Below are 20271 nucleotides of genomic sequence, written 5' to 3'. Positions count from 1 at the left end.
GCCAGACAATCCTTCTTCTATTACCCAACGATAAACATTATAGCAAACTCTTTTTATGGATTCAAGTCCAATGAACGCGAAAGCTCTTAAAAATCGCCAATCAACCGCAGCCACTGCTGCGAAGAGTCTTTCACAAGCTCTACGCGAAGAAAGTCGTGCAGCCGATAGCTAAGTCCTGCCTCACCCGTCGAATCGCCGCGACGATACTCGTAGCGCAGAGCTACGCGCGGCAAAGGTTCGGCGCGCAGCCCCGTCGTCCATGCGTGCCTGCGCATGTCGTAACGCAGGCGCGCAAAAAAACGCCCCGCAATGCGCCGCTCATAACCGAACTCCCAACTCCATGCGAAATCCTGCGGCAACACATCTGCCTGCAGGAACACTTCATCGTCACGAGAGAGCATCGCCCCCGCATGTCCGCGAAAGCATACCGCAGAACTGTCAGCCGAACCCCTGCCGACATCGCCCCAGCCTTCCAGCCGCAGACGATATCGCGTGGTATCACTGCGGCTCATGATCGAGGTCTGCTCGCCCGCAGCGATCGTCGTGTGCGTCTTTAAGCCGAGTGCGCGAAATTCTCTCGATGTATCGAGTGCCGCTTCCATAGCGTGCGCAAACTGCTTCTCGTGACGCGCCGCAAAGGCGACGGGAACGCCGAGCATCTCGTTGGCTTTTGCCTGCAGTATGCTGCGTTTTTCGAGCAGCGTGAAGTTCGGAATCGTGTCCGAGCGCATGGCGAGATCGACCGTACGCACGACGGGCATCTTCGGATAGACGGTCAAAACAACGTGCGACTTCTCTGCCGTCTCGACGTCAAAGTCGGCGCGGAATTCGGGCAAATGCTCCGTCATATAGGCGTTCAGACTCTCCTTCAAGACGCCGTTCGTCCAATCGACAGCGGCTGACGGAAGCCCTTCCAAGCTCCGGCGAAAGACGACATCGACGCCTGCGAGGTCGACTCTTGCCATCGCTTCGACAGCAGGCGAAACCCCCTCAACGACGATTTCCACCTCGACGTCCGTGACGCGATCCGCCCACGGCATGAGCGCGATCTTAACGTGCGCCTCTTCGCCCGCTTCAATGGAGACAGCCGTGACGGAGTAGCCGACGAGCACCTTGTCGAACACTTCACGGATCGTCGCTTCATCCGCTGCCCTGCGTCTTTCATAAGAAGCGAGCGGCTTTCCTTCGATCAGCTGTGAAGCGATGGCAGAGACGCTCTTTTCCATGCGCACCTTGACAGCGGGCGGCAAGGAGCCTGCATCTGCCGTAACTTCCGATTGAACCGCTGTGATCGTGCCCGAAGCGAAAGCGACGCTTCCTCCCCAACAGAATATGAGGGCGAACAGCGCGAGAAACTTCCGCACCCCGCCCCTTCGCAAAAGCATCAGAAGGAGCCGCCGACGCTGAAATGCACACGCCCGCCGTCCGAGCCGCGGCCGTAATCGAGACGAATCGGACCGACCGGCGTCTCAAGCTGCAGACCGACGCCGATGCTACCCTTGATCGTATTGGGCAAACGCTCGCCGCTCCACGCATTTCCCCAGTCGGTAAAGACTGCGCCCTGCACCTTGTTCACGATCGGGAAGCGATACTCAGCCGTCGCGAGGAAGAGGTGCGTACCTCGGAACTGATCGTCGCGGTAGCCGCGCAAAGAATCCTGTCCGCCGAGCTTATAGAGGTTCGACTCGGAAATCGAGCCGCGCGCATAGCCGAGCTGACCGCGCAAAGCAATGGTCTGCGCCCTGCCGACCTTGAAGAAGCGCTTGTCCTCTGCCGTGAACTTCTGATAGTTGAAGTCGCCGCCAAAACCTGCAAACTCCGCTTCAAGGCTCATGCGCCCGCCCGATGTCGGGTTGTAGATATTGTCGCGCGTATCGGTCACACGCTGCAGTGTAATGCTGCGCGTCGTACCGAAGTTCGCATCGCGCCACGCCTTCCAGCGCGGCGTGCTGCGGTTGGCGCCGCTCTTATGATGCACATAGGTGTCCGTGCGGTTGCGCAGTGTGATGAAGTTCGTCGAATACTCGTTGACCGGACGACCGAGCGTGATCTCAGCGCCCGAGTACTTCCTCATGTACTCTTCCTGCAGGTTGCCCTCGGTATCGTAGTCGTCGTACTCGTATGTACGGTTGTAAATGCGAAGCGATCCCGTCGTCTCCTTGCTGTCCAGCCAAGGACGGCGATAGGAGAAGACGAAGCCGTGCGCATCCGTATCGTCGCCGCTCATCTCATAGAGCAGGCTCACCGCATCGCCCATGCCACGAAAGTTCGTATCGCCGACGTTGAGCATACCGACGAAGCCGTCTGAAGAGCTGTAACCCGCGCCTATGCCGAAGTTGCCCGTGCGCTTTTCGACGACATCCGCTTCTAAGATGACAGAACCCGGCGCTTCGCCCGGATTGAGCTTCATATTCACATCTTCGAAGAATCCCAAATTGTAGATGCGCTGCATACTCCGACGCGCTTTCTTCACGTCGAAAGGCTCGCCGATCTTAAGGCGCATCTCCCGAAGGATGACGCGATCCTTCGTCTTTGTATTGCCCTTGACGGCAAAACCCTCAAGCTTTCCTTCGTTGACTTTGAGCGTAAGCTCTCCCGAAGCGTCGATGTTCATATCCTCGATCTTGGCGAGAATGAAACCGTCCGCCCTGTACTTTTCCTGCATGGCGGAAACATTCTTCTGCAGCTCGCGGCTGTTCATCACCTGCCCTGTCTTGAGCGTGATGAGCTTTTCGAGATCTTCTGTCGTCTCCACCGTGTTGCCCTCGATTTTCACCGATTTCAGCACGGGATTTTCCAAGACATGATAGGTGAGGACGACGCCCTCGGGAACGTACTGCCACGATGGGTAGAGATCGTAGAAATAGCCTGTGTCGAAGATGGCGGAACGGTCATTTTGCGCTTTCTGCGCATCATAGGCATCGCCGACGCGCTGCACGAGAGCCGCACGCGCCGTCGCCATCGTGTCAGCGCCCGCACCATCGACGACGATGTCAACGATGGTCTTGCCGTCAGCGATCTTCGCATCTTCCTCAACCTTGCGCTCGTCGGGGCGCACAGCCTCCCAAGCCTCAACACGCGCATCCTTTGGCATCGCCTTGGCGGCAGCGGCATTCTCGTCCGCAGACTGCGTTTCCACCCGATGAATCTCCGCCGCATCAGCGGCAGCATTCTTCATCTCCTGATCGTTCTGCATCGTACCCACGACGGCAACAGCCGCAGAAACGTCTGCGGAAAAGCCGGCAGCCCCCACAGCAAACGCTGCGGCTCCAGCAAGGATTCGCGTTCTTTTCATATCCAAGTTTCCAACCTCCCATGATCTTCGGTATGTTCTTTATTCTACCATGAAAGCCCAAGAAGTCAAACCCGAAGGGTGCAGACTGATTGGCTGCTTTCTGGTAAGGGCGACGTACAATGTCCACAAAGTGGACGTTTGTACGTATAGTTTACCATGAATGCCGTTAAGGTCAAGAGGGACGCAAAGACCTATCGGCGAGTTTTATCGAATTATAAGAGCAATCATTCTCTGAGGATCCGACCCGCAGAAAGCATGAGCTTCTGCAGATCGTGTGCAGGCGGAGACACAATGTCCGCGGCTGCAACTTTCGCCTGCTCCGGCTCCACTTGCGGCGCATCCTGTATAGGATGCGCCGGCTGCACGTCAGCCGACGTCTTTGCTTCCTTTGCCGGAGCAGAAGTGACGACAGGCTGCTCCGACAGCGCAGAAGAAGCCGACGCCGCCCCATGCGGAGCATCCGCGGCTGATGCAGCAGGCGATGCCTGCGCCGCCTGCGCTGCGGACGTATGATCTTTTTTCGGTGCGCTTTCGGCGTAACTTTGCTCCACAGACGGCGCCGGCGAATCCAACGCACGATAAAGGAAGACGCCGCCCAGAGCGAAAAAGAGAGCGAGCGTCGGCGCAAGAACCTGTACGAGACGCTTCATCCTTTGCGTTTCACGCGCACGCTGCAGCTCCGCCTCTGCGAGCATGAGGCTCAAGCCGCCCTTGATGTCGTTTTCCCTTTCCAGAGAAGATTCCGCACGCCCGAGCCAATCCTTTGCCGCTTTGATGTGCGCACAGAGCCGTTCCCTTTCCTCCGCCATCGTCTTTCCCCCTCTCAAAAGCGCATAAAGCGCGTGAGCATACCGCGCACGCGGCGTATGCCGCTCTTTTGCAGGCGGTAGATGTGCGCCGCACTCACGTCGAGCACATCGGCGAGCTTCGCCGCCGCCTCGCTCTTTAAGTAAACGCCCTCTAAGACGAGACGCTCTTTCTGCGGCAGCCGCGCGAGCGCCCGATGAAGTTCTTTCGTCATGAGTCCCAATTCCGCCTGCTCGGCGACGGAAAGCCCCGTGTCGGGCAGAAGTTCCCACGGCTCTCTGCCGTCAGCTCGCGGCGCATCCATGCAGGCGACGTCACGCTTCCCTTCCCTTTGCAGGAAGTTCAGCATCCTGCCGCGTATGCGATGGACGGCGAAGAGACTGAATGCGACGCCGCGCTGCCAGTCGAAGCTCTCCGTCGCTTCGATGAGGCCGACCGTGCCTTCCTGGATGACGTCCATGATGCTCGCGCTCGTGCGCCACGGAAGAGCCGTCTTGAATACGAGCGGCTGGTACGCTTCGATAAGGCGCTGTCTCGCCGTCCTTTCACCGCGCTCTTTGAACGCCTGCCAAAGTCGGCGTTCTTCTTCGAGTGAAAGCATCTCAACTTTTTCCAACTCGCTCAAATACTCTTCGAGTTTCATGACGTCCCTCCTAAAATTTGATACGCGCTTCAAGGCCGACGACCGAGTTTGCATCTTCGTCGCGATTCCAATAGAGACTCATGCGGTCGTTGAAATCGTAGCGCACGCCGAACTCGCGCACCTTGTTGCCTATGCCCTGCTTGTAGCGCAGCATAATCTTGTCGTTGATATACTTTCCGACTTCCAAGTTGTATTCAAGGCTTCGATCCCTCTCGCCGGATTTCAGCCCCGCTTGATCCGTCGTCGCCACATCCTCGCCCGCAATGCGGAACTCATCAAGCCCCAGCGCGTTTTGCACATTCGCTTCCCACTCGCCGAGAATCGTCATCGAAAGCCCGAAGCTCAGAAGCGATGTCAACGCCTGCTCCGTCCGCAAATCGGCGGTCTGGAAGGTCAAAAGACGCAGGATCTCCGTCTCGCTCATCTCGGGCATGGACGTCAGGCGCATCTCCATCGCGCCGATAGGTCCTTTCGTGTGCAGGAAGATACGCACTTTGCCGAAGTGTGCATCCGCCTCAAGCGTGAGGCTCGGCAAAAAGGAGCCGATCTGGTTGAAATATGCCTCGCCGTCGCGAATGGTAAAGCGTGTCTTGTTGTAAGTGATCGTGCCGCGCTCGACGGTGATCGTGCCCGACGGCTCAATGTGCTGCGTCGTGCCGCCATAGTGGAAGGCTCCTGCCAAACGCATATCGTAGAGCGACGGACTGAAAAACCGCACGCGCTCGCCGAGCGTCACACCGACGTCGAGAAGCATCTTGGGCAGCGCACTCTCACTGTCGGGTATGGACGGAATCGAAAGCGTCGCATGGTGGACCAACACCTTGCCTGTGAGTTTTGGCATTTTCTCGCCGTCCATCTCGCCCTCTTCGATATGAAACGCAGCCGTCAAAGGCCCGTTGTAGAAGCTGCTGACGACGCCAAGTTCATCGGCGGTAAAATCGAGCGTGTAGTCTTGCAGCCGCGCACCGGAGAACGCCGTCCTGCCCGTGATGCGATAAGAGCCGGCGCCCATCTTGCCCGTGCAGTCCTCAAGGGATATCGTACTGCCGACAAAGCGCAGACGCGCCTTCATCTCCGTCACAGGTATCGCGACGTCCTTGAGTTTCAGTGCGCCGTCCGTCAGGCTGATCTCACCTTCAAAATAGGGCTGCGCCAACGTCCCTGTCACGCGCACCTTCCCCTTCGTCGGGCCGACAGCCCAATCAACTGCAGGTGAGAGGATCGGCAGCAGCGAGAGATCGGCGCGGTCAAGGGACAGCGTCAAATCAATCTGCTCGGGCGCGTCGAGCCACTCATCCGAAGCCGCCGTCAGGCTCTTGACGGGGATCTTTCCCTTGGCGTTCGCGCTGTAAATGCGATCGCCAAGCTTCTTTTTCACGAGGAGCTGATCGATATGTATGACGCCGTTTTTGAGATTCAAAAGCCCTGTCATATCATCAAATGTCGATGCGCCCACACCGCCGTTTTTCACTTCGACGGAAGCGTTTGCCCTCGGATTTTTAACCGTACCGCCGAACTGCACGGCGAGATCGAGCGTGCCGCGCACATCGGCAGTCGCGCCCGCGGCTTTCGCGACCATGCCGGCGGCAACGCCGTTCGCTGCAAATTGTGCATCCATCGCGGCATCGTTCAAGGGAATGCGCCCCTGCGCGGCAAAAACGCCCTCGCCTTGTCTGCCGTGCAGTTCGCGGATCGTCACGACATGGTCAGCAAGCTTGACGTCGAGCACGAGATCGCGTATCTCATAGCCGCTTGCCTTGCCCTCGCGGACGACGGCATCCAGCTCCGCGAGCGGATTTTCCAGCGTACCGGCGAGACGAATCGCACCGTCAAGCCTCCCTTCCAAAATATCGTTCTTGAGATTCGCGATAGCGAAGAGAGCGCGCACATCGCCGTTTTCCACCTGCAAAACGCCATTGAGCGCCTGCGTTTCAAGGTTCGCCGTGCACTTCATCGCATAGCTGCCGCCATTTTGCTTAAAATGCGTATTTTCCACGCGCAGCACATCGTCGCCAAAGACGACCTCGCCGTGCACGGTTTCGATATCCTGCCCGTTGAGCTTGAGTGTCTTGGCATCGAACACGCCGAGGAATTGCGGCATCTCAAGAGTACCCGAAATATGCCCGGCAAATGTGCCATGACCGCTGACCGGATACGGCAGCTTGCTGCCAAAGCGGTCGAGACTTACATCGTGTACGTCGGCGTAGAGGTCGAGCACACCGTCCCGTGTGACGGCGCCGTTCAAGTCGACATCGACGAGCGGCGAAAAGATATGGAAATCCTGCAGCCGCACGACGCCGTTTTCCAGATAATAGTCGCCGTCCATACCCGAGAGGATATAGCCGTTGTAGCTGCCGCGATAGAAATGAATGTAGCCGACTGCCGACGGGTTATCGAGCGTGCCCGTGAAATGAATCGTGTTGTCGACGTTTCCTGTGATCGGCTGGTCGGGCGCAACGAAGGCTGCCACATCCTCCATGCGTGCGCCGATCGAATCGATGCGGACATCGAGATGCTTCGCACCCGTAAGACCGATGCTGCCTTCGGCGATCCACGTTTCTTTGCCGCCGCGTTCCACAGAGAAGTGATCGATCACAATGCCGTCGGCGCTTCCATGAATCGCGCCGTGGAAGGTATCAAAAGGCTGGCAAAAAGCGCTGCCCGCCGCTCCCTCGAAATTTGCCTCGACCATAGGATTCGCCGCTGCGCCGCGCACCGCTCCTGCGATGTCGAGCGTGCCGGAAGCCGCAGCCTCGGGCACAAAAGCATCTGCGAGAGCAAGCGGCAGCGCCGTGCCATAAAAGCACAGATCGAGGTCGTCAAAGTCTCTCACATCACCCTCAACGACCAGCGTGCCGCCCGCCGCAAAAGAAAGATTGAGATTGTCAAAATGAAGCAGATTCCCTTGCTTGAAGAAGGATGTCGAAACACGCTCAATCTCGACGCCGCGAAACGACGCCCCCGCGACGGCGACAGTGCCGTAAGCGAGAAGCCCATCTGCATCCGCCCCCTTGCCCTCAAGCACGACGTCGGCGTCGCAGCGTCCCTGCAAGGAGATCTCCTCTGCAGATAGCAGTGCAGCGATCTCTTCCCCTGCAAGATCCTTTGCCTCAACATGTGCGCTGTACGAGCCGTCGTCCGCATGGAGCAGCCCCTGTCCTGCGACTGCGCCGCCCAAGGCATTCGCTCCGCCGCTCGCCGTCAAAAGCCCGTTTTCGAAGTGCGCCTTGACTTTCGCACCCGTCAGTGCATGACCGTAAAGCGTGCCGGAAGCAGCCTCACACGCACCGTCAATTTTCCAGTCATGCGCTGTACCGTAAACGGATGCAAGAACGCGCACTTTGCCCTCGAACGGACTTTGCGCCAAGACCGCCGACGGATCGAACGCAGCGGATTCCACGACGAAATTGAAGCTCGGCTCCGCCTCTCGCCATGCGATCTTGCCATGCAGAGACGCCTCTTGCCCTGCGGTCTGCGCACGCAAAAAGATGCGTGCATCCTCGCCTGCCAGAAGAAGCAGTCCTCGCCCATCTTCGACCTTCGTGCCGTACACAAGCGCCTGTGCATTCGAAAAACGCACGTCGCCTGCAAGCGATGCGTCGCCGCCTTCGCGCACGAACTTCATCTTCGCCTCGTCGATGAAAAGCGCCTGCGGCTCGATCTCTCTGGGAAGCGTTCCCTCAGGCAAAAACGCAAGGTAGTCCATCGCATCGATATTTTCACCAGTGATCTCAAGCTCCTGCCGTTTCGAAGAAACTTCACCCTCGACGACAAGCGGCGCTCCCTTGCTCGTCGCCCGCCCCTCGACGGCGACGGATGAGGCTTCCGCAAAGTCAAATTCCGCCTCGATATCCGCAAAAGCGATCTCCTTGCCGGAAAAGGCAACGCTTGCTGCGCCCTTCTGCACGCTGACCTTAGCGCGAAAATCGCCCGCGGTGTCTCCCTCCTGTACGAGATCGGCAGCGTTCCAGCTGCCGTCCTCGCGCTGACGCAGATACAATACAGGCTCCACGACCGTCACATGGGATACGGCGGCGGCGGGCGAGGAAGAAAAGACAGCGAAGATGCTCAGATCCACTTCGGCGGCTGCGGCATGGGCAAGCTCTTCTCCCGCTTTGTCCTGCACGCGAATGCCCTCAAGCGAGATTCTATGCGCGGACTCGATGCGCACACCGTCGACGGCGACAGGTACGCCAAGAAGTTCGGATGCACGCAGAGAAATCGTCTTGCCCATATCCTCCGCATAGGCGCCCGTGCGTGTAATGTAAAGAGCCATGCCGAAAAAGAGCGCAAAAAAGAAGAGCGCGATGACGACTGCCGCAAAAGCGATACGTCCCTTTTTCATCGGCTCTTCCTCCTCATTCTCCATTTGTCAGACTGTATGGCATATGCAGATACACGACCTCAAAAGCGGCTTTTTTTGCCTTAGATCGACCTTCCTGCCTGCACCGCTTCAGCCGCTGCATCCTTTTCCGCCGTCTTGACGGAAGCGGTTTTTACCGGCGCGCCCTGCGTCACAGGAATCATGGCGTCATCCTTCGCCGCGCTGCGTTTACTCTTTTCATCAAGCGCCTTTTGCTCGGCAGCCATTTTCGCCTCCGCTTCATCCGTATGGTAAAGCGCCATCTCCGCCTGCTCCTCTGCCGCCTTATGATACTTCGCATCGACCTTCGCCCGATAAGAACCGGCGTCGAGATCGACAGGCAGCCCCATAGCGCGGTCGAGCGCCGCCCTGCTGAGGTTATAATTGTAGAGAGCGTCGTAGTAATTCGTCTGTGCCTTGACGAGTTTTTCATCCGCGTCCGTTACGTCGAGATTCGTACCGACGCCCGCCGTGTAACGCACCTGCGCAATCTTGAAGTCCTCGATGGCACGTTCGACAGCGACGCTCGTCGTCCGAATATTCTTCTCTGCCGCCAAGAGACTGAGATACGCCGTCTGCACGTCCAACTCTGCCTGCTCACGCATATCTTCCGCCGCCTGCTGCATCTTGTGCACCGCCGCACGCTTCTGATTCACCTGCGCCGCCGTCACGTTGTTGTCAAATGCCGCCCAGCTCGCCTGCACGCCGATCGACCAAGTGTCCGCCGAGTCCGTATTGTTCGAGAACCAGCTGTCGCCGCCGACCGTGCGCGTCGCCGCCGCACTGACCTGCGGCAAGGATGCGCCGCGCGTCATTTCCAAAGCGGCGTTCGCTTGACGCACGGCATAATCCGCCGCGATGACATCGGCTCGATGCGCGAGCGCGTATGCCGTGCAGTCCGCAAGCGCCAGATCGTACTTCTTATAAGAAAGCTCATCTGCCAGAGAAAGCTCCGTGGCGGTCGGCAGTCCGATGATCTTGTTCAGTCCGGCGATGGCGACATCGTAATTATTCTTGATATTTACGAGATTCTGCTCGGCGTTCGCGAGTGAAACCTGGGACGCGAGTACATCGGAGCGTGCGACCGTACCGACGCGATACTGCGCGTTCACATTGTCGAGATGGCTTTTCAAATTTGCGACGGACATCTCGCCGACCTTGATGAGATTGCGATATTCGAGCGCCTTGAAGTACTGACCCGTCGTCTGGTAACGCACCGCCTGCTTCACACCCTCAAGCGCGAGATCCGCACGGTTCACGCCGTAACGCGCCGCCTCGATGCCGTTTTCAATGCGTCCTCCCATATAGAGCGGGAAAGAAAGCTCCGCGCTGCTCCGATAGGCATAATCCGAAGGATACCTCTCATACGCCTTGCCGCCGACACGGCTGCCCTGCGTCGAAAGCGTGAGCTTCGGACCTGCCGTGCGGCGCGCTTCACGGTACGCCCAGTTCGCCGCATCGACATCGGTCACAGACGACTTGATCGTACGGTTGTTCTCAAGAGCAAGCTCCACGCTCTCCGCAAGTGCAAGCGAGCGAGGCTGCGCCGAGACGGCAGATGCAAGACCGAAAGAGACGAACCCGCCCAACACAAGCGCACAGAGCTTCTTGGAAAAATATTTTGGCTGCTTCACGATGATTTCCCCCTAAAATGATTGATGCAGACCGAAGTAGGCGGCACGCCGTTCACTGCGGTTCAAATCTCTAATTTGCCCCATGAGATATGTGTCCTCACGCAGACGATACTGCGCCGAAAGCCGCAGTCGAAAATCGTTCGGATCATAGGCGTCGGCGGAGAAGTGCCAGCGCCCGCCGACCGCCGCATCCAGCCCGATGCCCGGATCGCCCGCGATCAGCCCTGCGCGCGCCCCCAGCCTGCCCTTGGTGCGCCCGACCTCAAGATTCAGCGCATTCGCTTCGCCGACATCCTCGACGCCGACGCGCAGGAAGCGATCCGGCTCGCTTTCCCTTGATACATCGACGTTGAAGTTCGTGATCCAGTCGCGCTCCTTGCCGCTGTAAAGCACGTCGAGCGACGGCTGTGTCTCAATGCTGCTGAGATTATCCAGGGTTTCGTTCGCCTTTTCCGTGACGGCGCGCGCCTGATGGATCGTCGTCTTGAGATCTTCACGCACGGTCGGATCGCCTGTGACTTCGTGCATCTCTTCTGCCACCATGCGGATATTTTCACTCGCCTTGGCGACGTTCAAAAGAGTCAGGCGAAGATTCGCCGCCGTCGCGCCGCCGTCAGAAACATCCGCCGCCATCTGGCGCACAGTTTCCATCGTCGCCGAAAGGTTCGCGAGAATCGCCTGCATCTCACGCATCATCGCGTGCATACTTCCCTCGTTCTGCAAGGCGACACGTCCCATCACAGACGTCATGTCTCGGATATGCGCCGTAACCTCGCGCACATTCTCCGCCGATCCCAAGACGGACTCCTTCATGCGCGGATTGCCTAAGATGTCGTTCAAGGAGCCGAGCAGATCATGCACATCCTGAATCGCTTCGCTTACATTATCCAGCACAGAGTCGATGCTCGTCTCATCCATACCGATGACGAAGTCGCCGTCCTTCAAATACTCCGTGCTCTTCGATCCCGCCGGAGAAATGAGAACGAACTTGTCGCCAAGGACGCTGTTCGCCGACAGCGTGATGCGTGCATCGCGCGGGATTCGGATGTCAGGATCCACAGAAAGCGTCACACGCACGCCCGTTCCCTCCGGCTCAATGGCCTTGACCTTGCCCGCGAGCACCCCCGCATAGCGCACATCCGCTTCAGGAGCCAGACCGACGACCTGTGTGAACCCCACATAGATCGTATAGCTGCGGCTCGTCGAAAAGGAGAATCCCCCGAACTGTAGCAAGATCGCCGCCAAGAGCACGATGCCGAGCAGCGTAAATGCGCCCACCTTCGCTTCCGTCGTCATACGTCCGCCCCCTTCCCTTCCGTATCCATCGCGCGGAAAAACGCACGCACGCGCGGATCTTTCATCTGTTTGAACCGCTCGACCGTATCGAGCGCGATGAGCTCACCGCCGGCGAGCATAGCGATGCGGTCGGCGATATAGCAGGCGCTCGCCATGTCATGCGTCACAACGACGCTCGTCACGCGAAGCTCCTTTTGCATCGTGATGATAAGATCATCGATTTTCGTCGTCGTGATGGGATCAAGCCCCGAACTTGGCTCATCATAGAGGATGATTTCAGGATCGATGGCGATGGCGCGCGCCAAGCTCACGCGCTTCTTCATGCCGCCCGAAAGCTCGTCGGGCATCCTGTGCTCAGAGCCGTCAAGTCCCACAAGATGCAGCTTCTCCCGCACGATGCTTGCGATCCGGCTCTCCTTGAGCTTCTTGTGCTCTCGCAGTCCGAAAGCAACATTCTCACCGACAGTCATGGAGTCAAAGAGCGCCGAATACTGAAATACCATGCCCATTTTGAGCCGCACCTCATCAAGCTCGGATTCGGTCATCTGTGCGATCTCCGCATCGCCGACCCAAATCTTTCCTGAGGTCGGGCGAATCAGACCGATCATCAGACGCAGAAGCGTACTCTTGCCCGAGCCGGATCCGCCGATAACGGCGAGCGTCTCGCCCCGCTTGACGGAGAGGCTCACATGACGCACCGCCGTATGCGCGGCGAAAGTTTTCGTCACATCTTCCAGTCGTATCATATCTCGACCCCGTCCAAAAGTATATCAATACAGCAAAAAAGAAAGAAACACATTCAAAAAGAAAATGCAGAAAATCGCTGCTACAACGCTGCGCGTCGTAGCACGCCCCACGCCCTCCGCGCCCTCGGGAGCATGAAGCCCGTACCACGCGCCCAAGACGGCAATGACGACGCCGAACACGGCTGCCTTGATGAGCCCGCCCGTAATATCGTGCGGCACGGCGAATACCTGGATGGAGTTCGTGAATGTGTACGATGCGATGCCGGTATACTGCGTAGCGACGAACCAGCCGCCGAAGATGCCAATGACATCGCCAAACACCGTCAGAAGCGGCACCATGCACATGCACGCGATCATGCGCGGCACGACAAGATAGCCGATGGGGCTCGTCGCCATGACGCGCAGCGCATCGATCTGCTCCGTAACCTTCATCGTGCTGATCTCCGCTGTGATGGCAGAGCCCACGCGTCCGGCACAAACGACGCCGACGAGCACAGGCCCGAGTTCCCGCCCAACGGCGATGGCGATGACGCCGCCGATCGTTGACTGCGCACCGAAGCGGATGAACTCATGCGCAACCTGCAGCGTCATGACCATGCCGGTAAACAGCATCGTCAAAGAAACGATAGCAAGCGAGTCGACGCCAAGATGCGACATCTGCGCGAAAATATGGCGCGGGCGCAAAGGGCGGCGCATCTCTTTGACAGAAGCGGCAAGGAGCAAAATGACGGAGCCGACCCACTCGAACATTCCGAGCACGAAAGAACCGATTTTCTCCAACAGCCGCATCATCATTTCTTATCCTCTTCCTCAATCAACAATGAAGCATGAATCACATTGTCTATGACATAGCCCGTTTCAAACTTCGATTCGCGCGGATTGCCCCGCTTCTTTGCCTGCTGTCCTAAAAGATCGACACGCTTTTCCTTTTTCTTCTGCGGCGCGCTCTCCGCCTTTTGCAGACGCTTCTTCGCCGCTTTCTTCTCCTCTGGCGAAAGCGGCAAATTCGGGGCGACTGCCGGCGCGACGATGATCTCGTTGTTTCGGCCCAGCTCCAAAAATTGCTTGACCTTGTCTGCCGTCGTCTGCGTCTTGTCCTCTTCAGCGCTCGTATCGATGCCGAGCGCATTTTGCAGAAGCGCAGTCGTCACAGGAACAAAGCCGCCGCCGCGCACATCGAGACTCATGACACCCGGCGCCTGGCTTTCAGGCACACGATAGGGAATCACCAACTCCTCCTTATCCTTGCGGAAAGGCTTGATCGTCGTGCGGAAATTCACCGTTTCCCCCGGCTTCGCCGAAGGCTTATCGGGCACAGCGGAAATCAAAGACGCCGTCTTTCTCGCACTCTCCATCTCGATATCAACGTCGATCGAAGTCACATCCGCTTCCTCATCCGCATTCTGACAGAGGAGCGCCATCATCTGCGCAAGCTCGCCCACGGACGCCTGCCCGACGTCAGAGGCATTGTAGTACATATTCGAGCGTTCGATCCTGCCGTCCTCTCCCGCCGTCGTGCGAATCGTGAACTTGAGGCTTGCTGTCGCCTCACCGATCGTGTCCGACGTCTTTCCCATCGCCGCATAGGCAATGCCCGACACAAGAATCGGCAGGAAGTCCTCATCGTAAGCGATTTGTGCGCCGAACTTCCGATCATAGCCGAGCGACGTATCTTTCACACGCACGCGCATCGGCACGCTCTCGGGAAAGGCTCCGAGAATTCCCGCAACACCCGCTTCCCTGTCCTGATTGATTCGTCCGATGATATTGCCGATACTCGCGATCTTCATGCCGTCCGTCGGGCCGCTGATCGTACCGACGACCTTGGCATCCGTCATGAAATAGTTGACATTGCCCTTATGCAGAAAGGGATGACCAAAAGCGAGCACGCGCTTTCCGTCAACCGCCGTCACCGTTCCCGTCGCCCCGACGGAAAAATCACCGTAGGAAACAGCGACGCCGATGGCGCTGCCCGGCGCAAGCGCAGCATCATAAACGACATGCGTATCGCGCGTCGGCGTCCCAAAAGCAGGCATATCTCCCGCCTTGAACCCCAGCGCGGAGAGCTTCTCCTCCATATAGGACGTGCCGCTGCTGCCGAAACCTGCAAGATACAATGCCGACTTCTGTTCCGTCTCATGCTTCTTTTCAGCAGGAGCTTGCGCGCCGGAATCCGCAGGCTTTTGCTTCTGCGGCTCTTGGGGTGTTTTTTCCTCCGCAGGCTGGTCTTTCGCAGGCTCATCCTTGCGCTGCTGCGGCGTCTTTGCCGCAGCCTCGGGGCTATTTTTCTCCGGCTGCGGCTTCTTCGACGCATCCGCCGATCCAGCCTTTTTGCCTGCATTCTCAGGCTTTTCACCCTTATCTGCCGCAGGCTTTTCCTTCTTTTCTTTCTTTGCTTCCTTTTCTTTCTTCGAGCCTTTTTCCGCTTCCTTCTTAGCAGACTTCCCATCTCGCGGCTTCTCTATATCTTCCTTCACCGGCTCAGGCGGCGCTTCCTTTTCGAGCTTGGTGCGCTTTTCCCCATCCTTCTGCGGCTCCCCCGCATCAGCGCCTTCCTCGCTGCCGTCAGCGACTGTCTCTTCTGCCGCTTCCTTCTTTTCCTTCTTCAGATGCGCCGCCTTGTAGTCAGGCATATTCCATATCGGCAGCATCTCGTCGATCGGCGTGATGAAAAACGTGTAGAGGCTCATGCCCTTAATCCCGGCGGAAAGTGCGCCGACAAGCGCCCCGTCCACATAGACAGGGCTGCCACTCATGCCTTGGAGCGTGCCGCCCGTACGCTCCACGACAGGCCCCGACGCCTTCGCCATGATGCGGTTCGTCGACGAACCCTCCTCATAAGTGCCGACAATATCGACATGGAATGGCAGGATTTCCCCCGACTCATCGACCACGGTATACGCCGTTCCCTCCATGCCCGGATAGACATCCGAAAGCGGCATGAGCGGCGGCAAGGACGCCGCCGCTGCCAAGTTCGCCGAAAGCGACAGGGAAAGGCACAAAGAAAGCATCTTCTTCTTGAAATTACGCAAGTATATCACCTCGTACAGATTGCCTGAAGGTACAAACGGGAAGACTCCTGATATTATTCCTGTTTCTCCACACGCGCAACGATTTGCCCGACGGCAACATCGTCGCCGACAGCGACAAGCGTCTCACTCATACGGCAGCCATCCTCAGCACGCGCCGCCGCCGCTTCGCCCGTCAAGGTGCGCACACGCACGATTTCTGCGCCCGCCGTCAACGTGCTGCCCGGCTCCGCCGTCCATGTGACCGTACCGGCAAGACTCGATTTCACATCCATCACTGCCCCCGCCATCAGCGCGTGGACAGCGAACAGCATGACACCAAGAAAAAGACCGGCGAACAGCACTCTTTTCATTTCCATCTCCTCCATTATAACGGATTTTTCCATAAAGAAGCAACTCAAAACCCGCTTCAACGCGGTAAAAGCGCAAGCGCCGAACCAACCGCCCGCTCGGCGCCGTCCGACGGACTGTTTTCCAGCTTACCGCCGACAACGAGTGCGCTTGAGCCGCCGCCGTCAAAATTGATCGCATCGACCGCGCCGAATTGCAGCATGAGCTCCGCCATTTCCTGCAAAGTGCAGCCAATACTATGCGACTGACGCCCATCGACGACGGCAAGCAGATAGCGCCCATCCGCCGTCACCCCAAAAGCTGTACGCGGCGCACGTCCAACAGTGATATCGGACGGGAATTCTTCCTCAGCCGCCGTCACATGGACTCTGCCATCCTTTACAAGCATGGGCCCAGCGCCGATGACTGTCGGCAAAGTTTCCCACGGCGCACCCATCTGCTCATCCACCCTCGCAGAATCGCCGACCTTCACCTGTGCAAAAGCGTCGCGCGCCTTGCCATGCACCGAGATCACAAGACCGTCACAGGGAATCGCCGTATTCGATGCGCTGACAGAAGCAACCCTGCCGCCCTTGATGATATACTCCTGCCCATATTCGTTCGTATGCGTCGTCGCGCTGTAATAATGATTGTAAATAACGAGACTGTCCGCACCACGCTCGGCGTCGACGCCGCCCACAGGGAAGCGCACCCTGCCGAGCGTCACCGTACCGCTGTAATCGACGGGGCCGAAAAACGTCTTGCCCGCGTCATCAAATCCCACAGCGCTGCGCCGAAAATATGTCGTACCAACGACCGTGCCATCCATCTTCAAAAGACCAAGAATGTCGCCGCTCGGCGCAAAATACGAAGCATTGACGGCAGCGACGGCTCCCGTCATATCCGACATCGCACTGACCGTAGCGCGGCCTGCAACAACGCCTTTCGCGAGCACGGGCACAGCGCGGTAGCGTGCGGGATCGGCCTCAAGCACCCAGCCCGTCAAGCGTCCGCGTTCGTCGAGGCGTCGAAGCGTAGAGAGCTTCAAGCCGGGTGCAGGCTCTTCCTCCGTGATGCGCTCATACTCTTTCTGCACATCGATAAAGAGCCGCGTCGGATTAGCAAGCGTCTTGACCTCGTAAGCAGCCGGCGCCGCGAGATTAAGAACAACTTTTATTCCCTGCGGCACAGTCGAAACATAAACATTTTCAACCATACTGCCTGAAATCTTCGGCTGCACCGCACGGCTATGCGCCCCCGAGAGAAACATGACGATCGTCTGCCCATCGTTTTCCGTATATATCTCGTAAGCAGGCAAGGTCGTCAAATCAAACACAACGCGTTCGTACTCATCGCTTACACCGAAGCGCACACCCGTGAGCGTCTTCGCCGCCATCTGCTGCGTCTGCGGTACAGAAGTCTGCACCGGCGCAGCTGCAGCGCTGCCCGCTCCCAAAAGTAAAGCCAGAGCCAGAACCAAATGCAGCACTGTCTTTCCCATACTCTCGCCGCCCCTCAAAAAAACACACGCACCGTAGACTCTCATCGCAACTATGTTGATGAAGCCTATTATAGCACGAAAGCAAATGCCTATCCATAACATATTGCAGACAGCTCATGACAACTGCCCATGCCCCCTGCAGCCACAAGGCTTTATTGAAATATGCAGCATATAAAACACATTCTGCTGCACTATTCCAACGAGCAAGATATAGCTTTTCATTGATAAACGCCTACGATTTGTGATAGACTATGCTCAAATAAAAACCTGCGCTTTCCCTTGCACAAGTTTGACCGTCAATCATTCAACCATTATACATTATCACCATTTATGGTCATTAGGCAATGGACGTGTACTGCGTATTTTCTGCAGTGCGCATCAATTCCTACATGAGCGAGACGGTTTTCCAAGATCAGGCAGGGCTTCTGTTTTGAAAAATGCGAAATATGATGAACAGCAAACGATCTATGTAAGTTAGGATGATGGCGTTGATTACGGGTGAACTCAAAAACAAAATCGACAGCATCTGGAATGATATGTACTCTTATGGGCTGGCAAATCCTTTGACCGTCATCGAGCAGCTTACTTATCTTTTTTTCATTAAATCTTTAGATGATGTTGAAACAGATATGGAAAAGAATGACGCTCTCTTGGGCATTACGAACGGCAGACGAATATTCCCCCAAGACGACGAAGGACAAGCCATGCGGTGGCATATCTTTCGAGACAAAAAAGCCGAGGAGATACACGAGATCCTTGGAACAAAGGTGTTCCCCTTCATTAAAACATTGAAAGGAGAACCAAATCTCCATGAAAAAGACAGCCGCAAGAGCGCCTATGCCCGCTATATGCAGGATGCCACCTTCGCCCTGCCGAATCCTCTCATTACGGAAAAAGTCGTCACCGCCATTGACGATCTCCCCTTGAAAGACAAAGACCTCAAGGGCGATCTCTACGAATATATGATCGGCAAAATCCAGACCGCCGGGCGCATCGGTCAATTCCGTACGCCGCGCCACATTATTCAGATGATGGTGCGCATGATGAAACCGATGTTAAAGGATACTATCATAGACCCCGCCTGTGGGACAGGAGGCTTCCTCGTGGGCGCTGGAAAGTTCATCAAGGCGCATTACGAGACTCAATTGCGTACCAACAGAAAAATCCGTGATCATTTTCAAGACGAAATGTTCACAGGCTACGACACCGATCAAACCATGCTCCGGATCACAGCTATGAACACCATCCTCCACGGCATGGATAATGCGGATATTCGTTTCAACGATTCCCTATCAAAAAACAACACCGATGCCAATCAATACACGCTCGTCCTCGCCAATCCCCCTTTCAAGGGATCGCTGGACAACGATACTGTAGCATCCAATCTCACAGCAAAAGTCGCTACGAAGAAAACAGAGCTGCTTTTTGTGGCGCTTTTCCTGCGATTGCTTGATGCAGGAGGTCGTTGCGCCTGCATCGTCCCGGACGGAGTGCTCTTCGGATCCTCCAAAGCCCACAAGGATTTACGGAAGGAACTGGTTGACAACAACAAACTCTCAGCGGTCATATCCATGCCATCCGGCGTTTTCAAGCCTTATGCCGGAGTATCCACAGCCATACTCATCTTCACCAAAACAGGCTCCGGCGGTACGGATGATGTTTGGTTTTACGACATGAAATCCGACGGATATTCTCTCGACGATAAGCGAGATGATTTAGGAACAGGCGGCGACATCAATGATATCGTAACGCGTTTTGAAAATCTCGATGCCGAAAAAAGCCGCAGGCGCACCGACCAGAGTTTTATGGTGTCGGCGGAGGAAATCCGGCAAAACGGCTATGATCTATCCATCAATAAATACAAGAAGATTGAGTATACGCCTGTGGAGTATCCACCTGTTGCGGAGATTATGCAGGACATTCGCGAACTTCATCACAAATTGGACGACGTTCTGACACGGCTGGAGGAGCGACTATGAAACTCAATGAAATTGCTACAATAACGATGGGACAGTCCCCAGATTCTGCATCTTATAATATTGTGCGTGAAGGTATTCCTTTTTTTCAGGGAAATGCCGATTTTGGAAAAGTACATCCAAATGTAAGAGTTTGGTGTTCATCCCCTAAAAAATATGCCCATAAAGACGATATTCTAATTTCTGTACGCGCTCCTATCGGCGCATTAAATGTTGCAGATCAAGAATGTTGCATAGGGCGAGGTTTGGCGGCAATACAGGTTGTTTCATTAAAATGCCTAAAAAATTATATATTTTATTTCTTGAGTAGTCGTGTGCCTGAACTAAATGCAAAAGGAACAGGGAGTACATTCAAAGCTATTTCAAAAGGCATACTTGAGAATATTGAAATCCCGTTAATTTCTTTAGAAAAACAGCGAGAGATTGTGAAAAATCTGGAGGACATAGACCAAGCGATTGAGATGTGCAATCATCTGATGGAAAAGACTGAGGATCTCGTCAAATCTTAAATTGCCTTCGCTTCATCATTAAACTTGGAAATTTCTCTGCACACACGAATAAGCAAGTTAGATATAAAGAAGCCGTCCTTGCTCTGGCAAACCTGTTTGAATTTGTCCAGTTCATCGACTACTGCTACGGAAAATCCTATAC

General features: G+C 56.3%; 14 protein-coding genes. 2 read left to right on the top strand and 12 right to left on the bottom strand.

Annotated features, from left to right (window positions below; translation table 11 throughout):
- Nucleotides 1-86: 86 nt before the first annotated feature.
- From ACO5Z0_RS04715 to ACO5Z0_RS04660, 12 genes are all read right to left on the bottom strand, one after another.
- Nucleotides 87-1385, bottom strand: coding sequence for a hypothetical protein (locus tag ACO5Z0_RS04715; RefSeq protein ID WP_485649410.1), 1299 nt, complete (start codon nt 1383-1385; stop codon nt 87-89).
- Nucleotides 1385-3301: a BamA/OMP85 family outer membrane protein gene (locus tag ACO5Z0_RS04710; protein ID WP_442675933.1), complete on the bottom strand. Its 1917-nt coding sequence runs from the start codon at nt 3299-3301 to the stop codon at nt 1385-1387. Before ACO5Z0_RS04710 ends, ACO5Z0_RS04715 begins: the two co-directional genes overlap by 1 nt.
- A 218-nt stretch (nt 3302-3519) precedes the next feature.
- Nucleotides 3520-4104 carry a hypothetical protein gene (locus ACO5Z0_RS04705; protein WP_485649409.1) on the bottom strand — a complete coding sequence of 195 codons (585 nt, stop codon included), beginning with the start codon at nt 4102-4104 and terminating at the stop codon, nt 3520-3522.
- Nucleotides 4105-4118: 14 nt separating this feature from the next.
- Nucleotides 4119-4745: a sigma-70 family RNA polymerase sigma factor gene (locus ACO5Z0_RS04700; protein ID WP_442672212.1), complete on the bottom strand. Its 627-nt coding sequence runs from the start codon at nt 4743-4745 to the stop codon at nt 4119-4121.
- Between the two features lie 10 nt (nt 4746-4755).
- Nucleotides 4756-9090 carry a translocation/assembly module TamB domain-containing protein gene (locus ACO5Z0_RS04695; protein ID WP_485649408.1) on the bottom strand — a complete coding sequence of 1445 codons (4335 nt, stop codon included), beginning with the start codon at nt 9088-9090 and terminating at the stop codon, nt 4756-4758.
- Nucleotides 9091-9170: 80 nt separating this feature from the next.
- On the bottom strand, nt 9171-10742 hold the full coding sequence (locus ACO5Z0_RS04690; protein ID WP_485649407.1) for a TolC family protein: 1572 nt from the start codon (nt 10740-10742) through the stop codon (nt 9171-9173).
- A 12-nt stretch (nt 10743-10754) separates the two neighbouring features.
- On the bottom strand, nt 10755-12038 hold the full coding sequence (locus tag ACO5Z0_RS04685; RefSeq protein WP_485649406.1) for an MlaD family protein: 1284 nt from the start codon (nt 12036-12038) through the stop codon (nt 10755-10757).
- Nucleotides 12035-12784 (bottom strand): ABC transporter ATP-binding protein, encoded by a 750-nt coding sequence (locus ACO5Z0_RS04680; protein ID WP_485649405.1) that lies wholly within the window; start codon nt 12782-12784, stop codon nt 12035-12037. Before ACO5Z0_RS04680 ends, ACO5Z0_RS04685 begins: the two co-directional genes overlap by 4 nt.
- A gap of 24 nt (nt 12785-12808) precedes the next feature.
- A complete protein-coding gene (locus ACO5Z0_RS04675) occupies nt 12809-13579 on the bottom strand; it encodes an MlaE family ABC transporter permease (RefSeq protein WP_442672207.1) in 771 nt (256 codons plus the stop codon).
- Nucleotides 13576-15825, bottom strand: coding sequence for a SpoIVB peptidase S55 domain-containing protein (locus ACO5Z0_RS04670; protein WP_485649404.1), 2250 nt, complete (start codon nt 15823-15825; stop codon nt 13576-13578). Before ACO5Z0_RS04670 ends, ACO5Z0_RS04675 begins: the two co-directional genes overlap by 4 nt.
- Nucleotides 15826-15869: 44 nt before the next feature.
- Nucleotides 15870-16166, bottom strand: a complete 297-nt coding sequence (locus ACO5Z0_RS04665) for an acetyl-CoA carboxylase (protein WP_485649403.1) — start codon at nt 16164-16166, stop codon at nt 15870-15872.
- A 56-nt stretch (nt 16167-16222) separates the two neighbouring features.
- Entirely contained in the window at nt 16223-17644 is a 1422-nt protein-coding gene (locus ACO5Z0_RS04660; protein WP_485649402.1) for a phosphodiester glycosidase family protein, read from the bottom strand.
- Between the two features lie 482 nt (nt 17645-18126).
- Here ACO5Z0_RS04660 and ACO5Z0_RS04655 point away from each other — a divergent pair, with 482 nt between their 5' ends.
- Nucleotides 18127-19623 carry a class I SAM-dependent DNA methyltransferase gene (locus ACO5Z0_RS04655; RefSeq protein ID WP_485649401.1) on the top strand — a complete coding sequence of 499 codons (1497 nt, stop codon included), beginning with the start codon at nt 18127-18129 and terminating at the stop codon, nt 19621-19623.
- Complete coding sequence (locus ACO5Z0_RS04650) at nt 19620-20129, top strand: restriction endonuclease subunit S (RefSeq protein WP_485649400.1); 510 nt, start codon at nt 19620-19622, stop codon at nt 20127-20129. Before ACO5Z0_RS04655 ends, ACO5Z0_RS04650 begins: the two co-directional genes overlap by 4 nt.
- The last annotated feature ends 142 nt before the right edge of the window (nt 20130-20271 follow it).

This window comes from Selenomonas sp. (assembly GCF_057272215.1).
This window is presented reverse-complemented; position numbering and strand designations above follow the sequence as displayed.

Excerpts from the sequence above, each read along its gene's own strand:
- ACO5Z0_RS04715 (WP_485649410.1), bottom strand. The coding sequence starts at position 1,385 with ATGCTTTTGCGAAGGGGCGGGGTGCGGAAGTTTCTCGCGCTGTTCGCC.
- ACO5Z0_RS04705 (WP_485649409.1), bottom strand. The coding sequence starts at position 4,104 with ATGGCGGAGGAAAGGGAACGGCTCTGTGCGCACATCAAAGCGGCAAAG.
- ACO5Z0_RS04700 (WP_442672212.1), bottom strand. The coding sequence starts at position 4,745 with ATGAAACTCGAAGAGTATTTGAGCGAGTTGGAAAAAGTTGAGATGCTT.
- ACO5Z0_RS04695 (WP_485649408.1), bottom strand. The coding sequence starts at position 9,090 with ATGAAAAAGGGACGTATCGCTTTTGCGGCAGTCGTCATCGCGCTCTTC.
- ACO5Z0_RS04685 (WP_485649406.1), bottom strand. The coding sequence starts at position 12,038 with ATGACGACGGAAGCGAAGGTGGGCGCATTTACGCTGCTCGGCATCGTG.
- ACO5Z0_RS04680 (WP_485649405.1), bottom strand. The coding sequence starts at position 12,784 with ATGATACGACTGGAAGATGTGACGAAAACTTTCGCCGCGCATACGGCG.
- ACO5Z0_RS04675 (WP_442672207.1), bottom strand. The coding sequence starts at position 13,579 with ATGATGATGCGGCTGTTGGAGAAAATCGGTTCTTTCGTGCTCGGAATG.
- ACO5Z0_RS04665 (WP_485649403.1), bottom strand. The coding sequence starts at position 16,166 with ATGAAAAGAGTGCTGTTCGCCGGTCTTTTTCTTGGTGTCATGCTGTTC.
- ACO5Z0_RS04660 (WP_485649402.1), bottom strand. The coding sequence starts at position 17,644 with ATGGGAAAGACAGTGCTGCATTTGGTTCTGGCTCTGGCTTTACTTTTG.
- ACO5Z0_RS04655 (WP_485649401.1), top strand. The coding sequence starts at position 18,127 with ATGGCGTTGATTACGGGTGAACTCAAAAACAAAATCGACAGCATCTGG.
- ACO5Z0_RS04650 (WP_485649400.1), top strand. The coding sequence starts at position 19,620 with ATGAAACTCAATGAAATTGCTACAATAACGATGGGACAGTCCCCAGAT.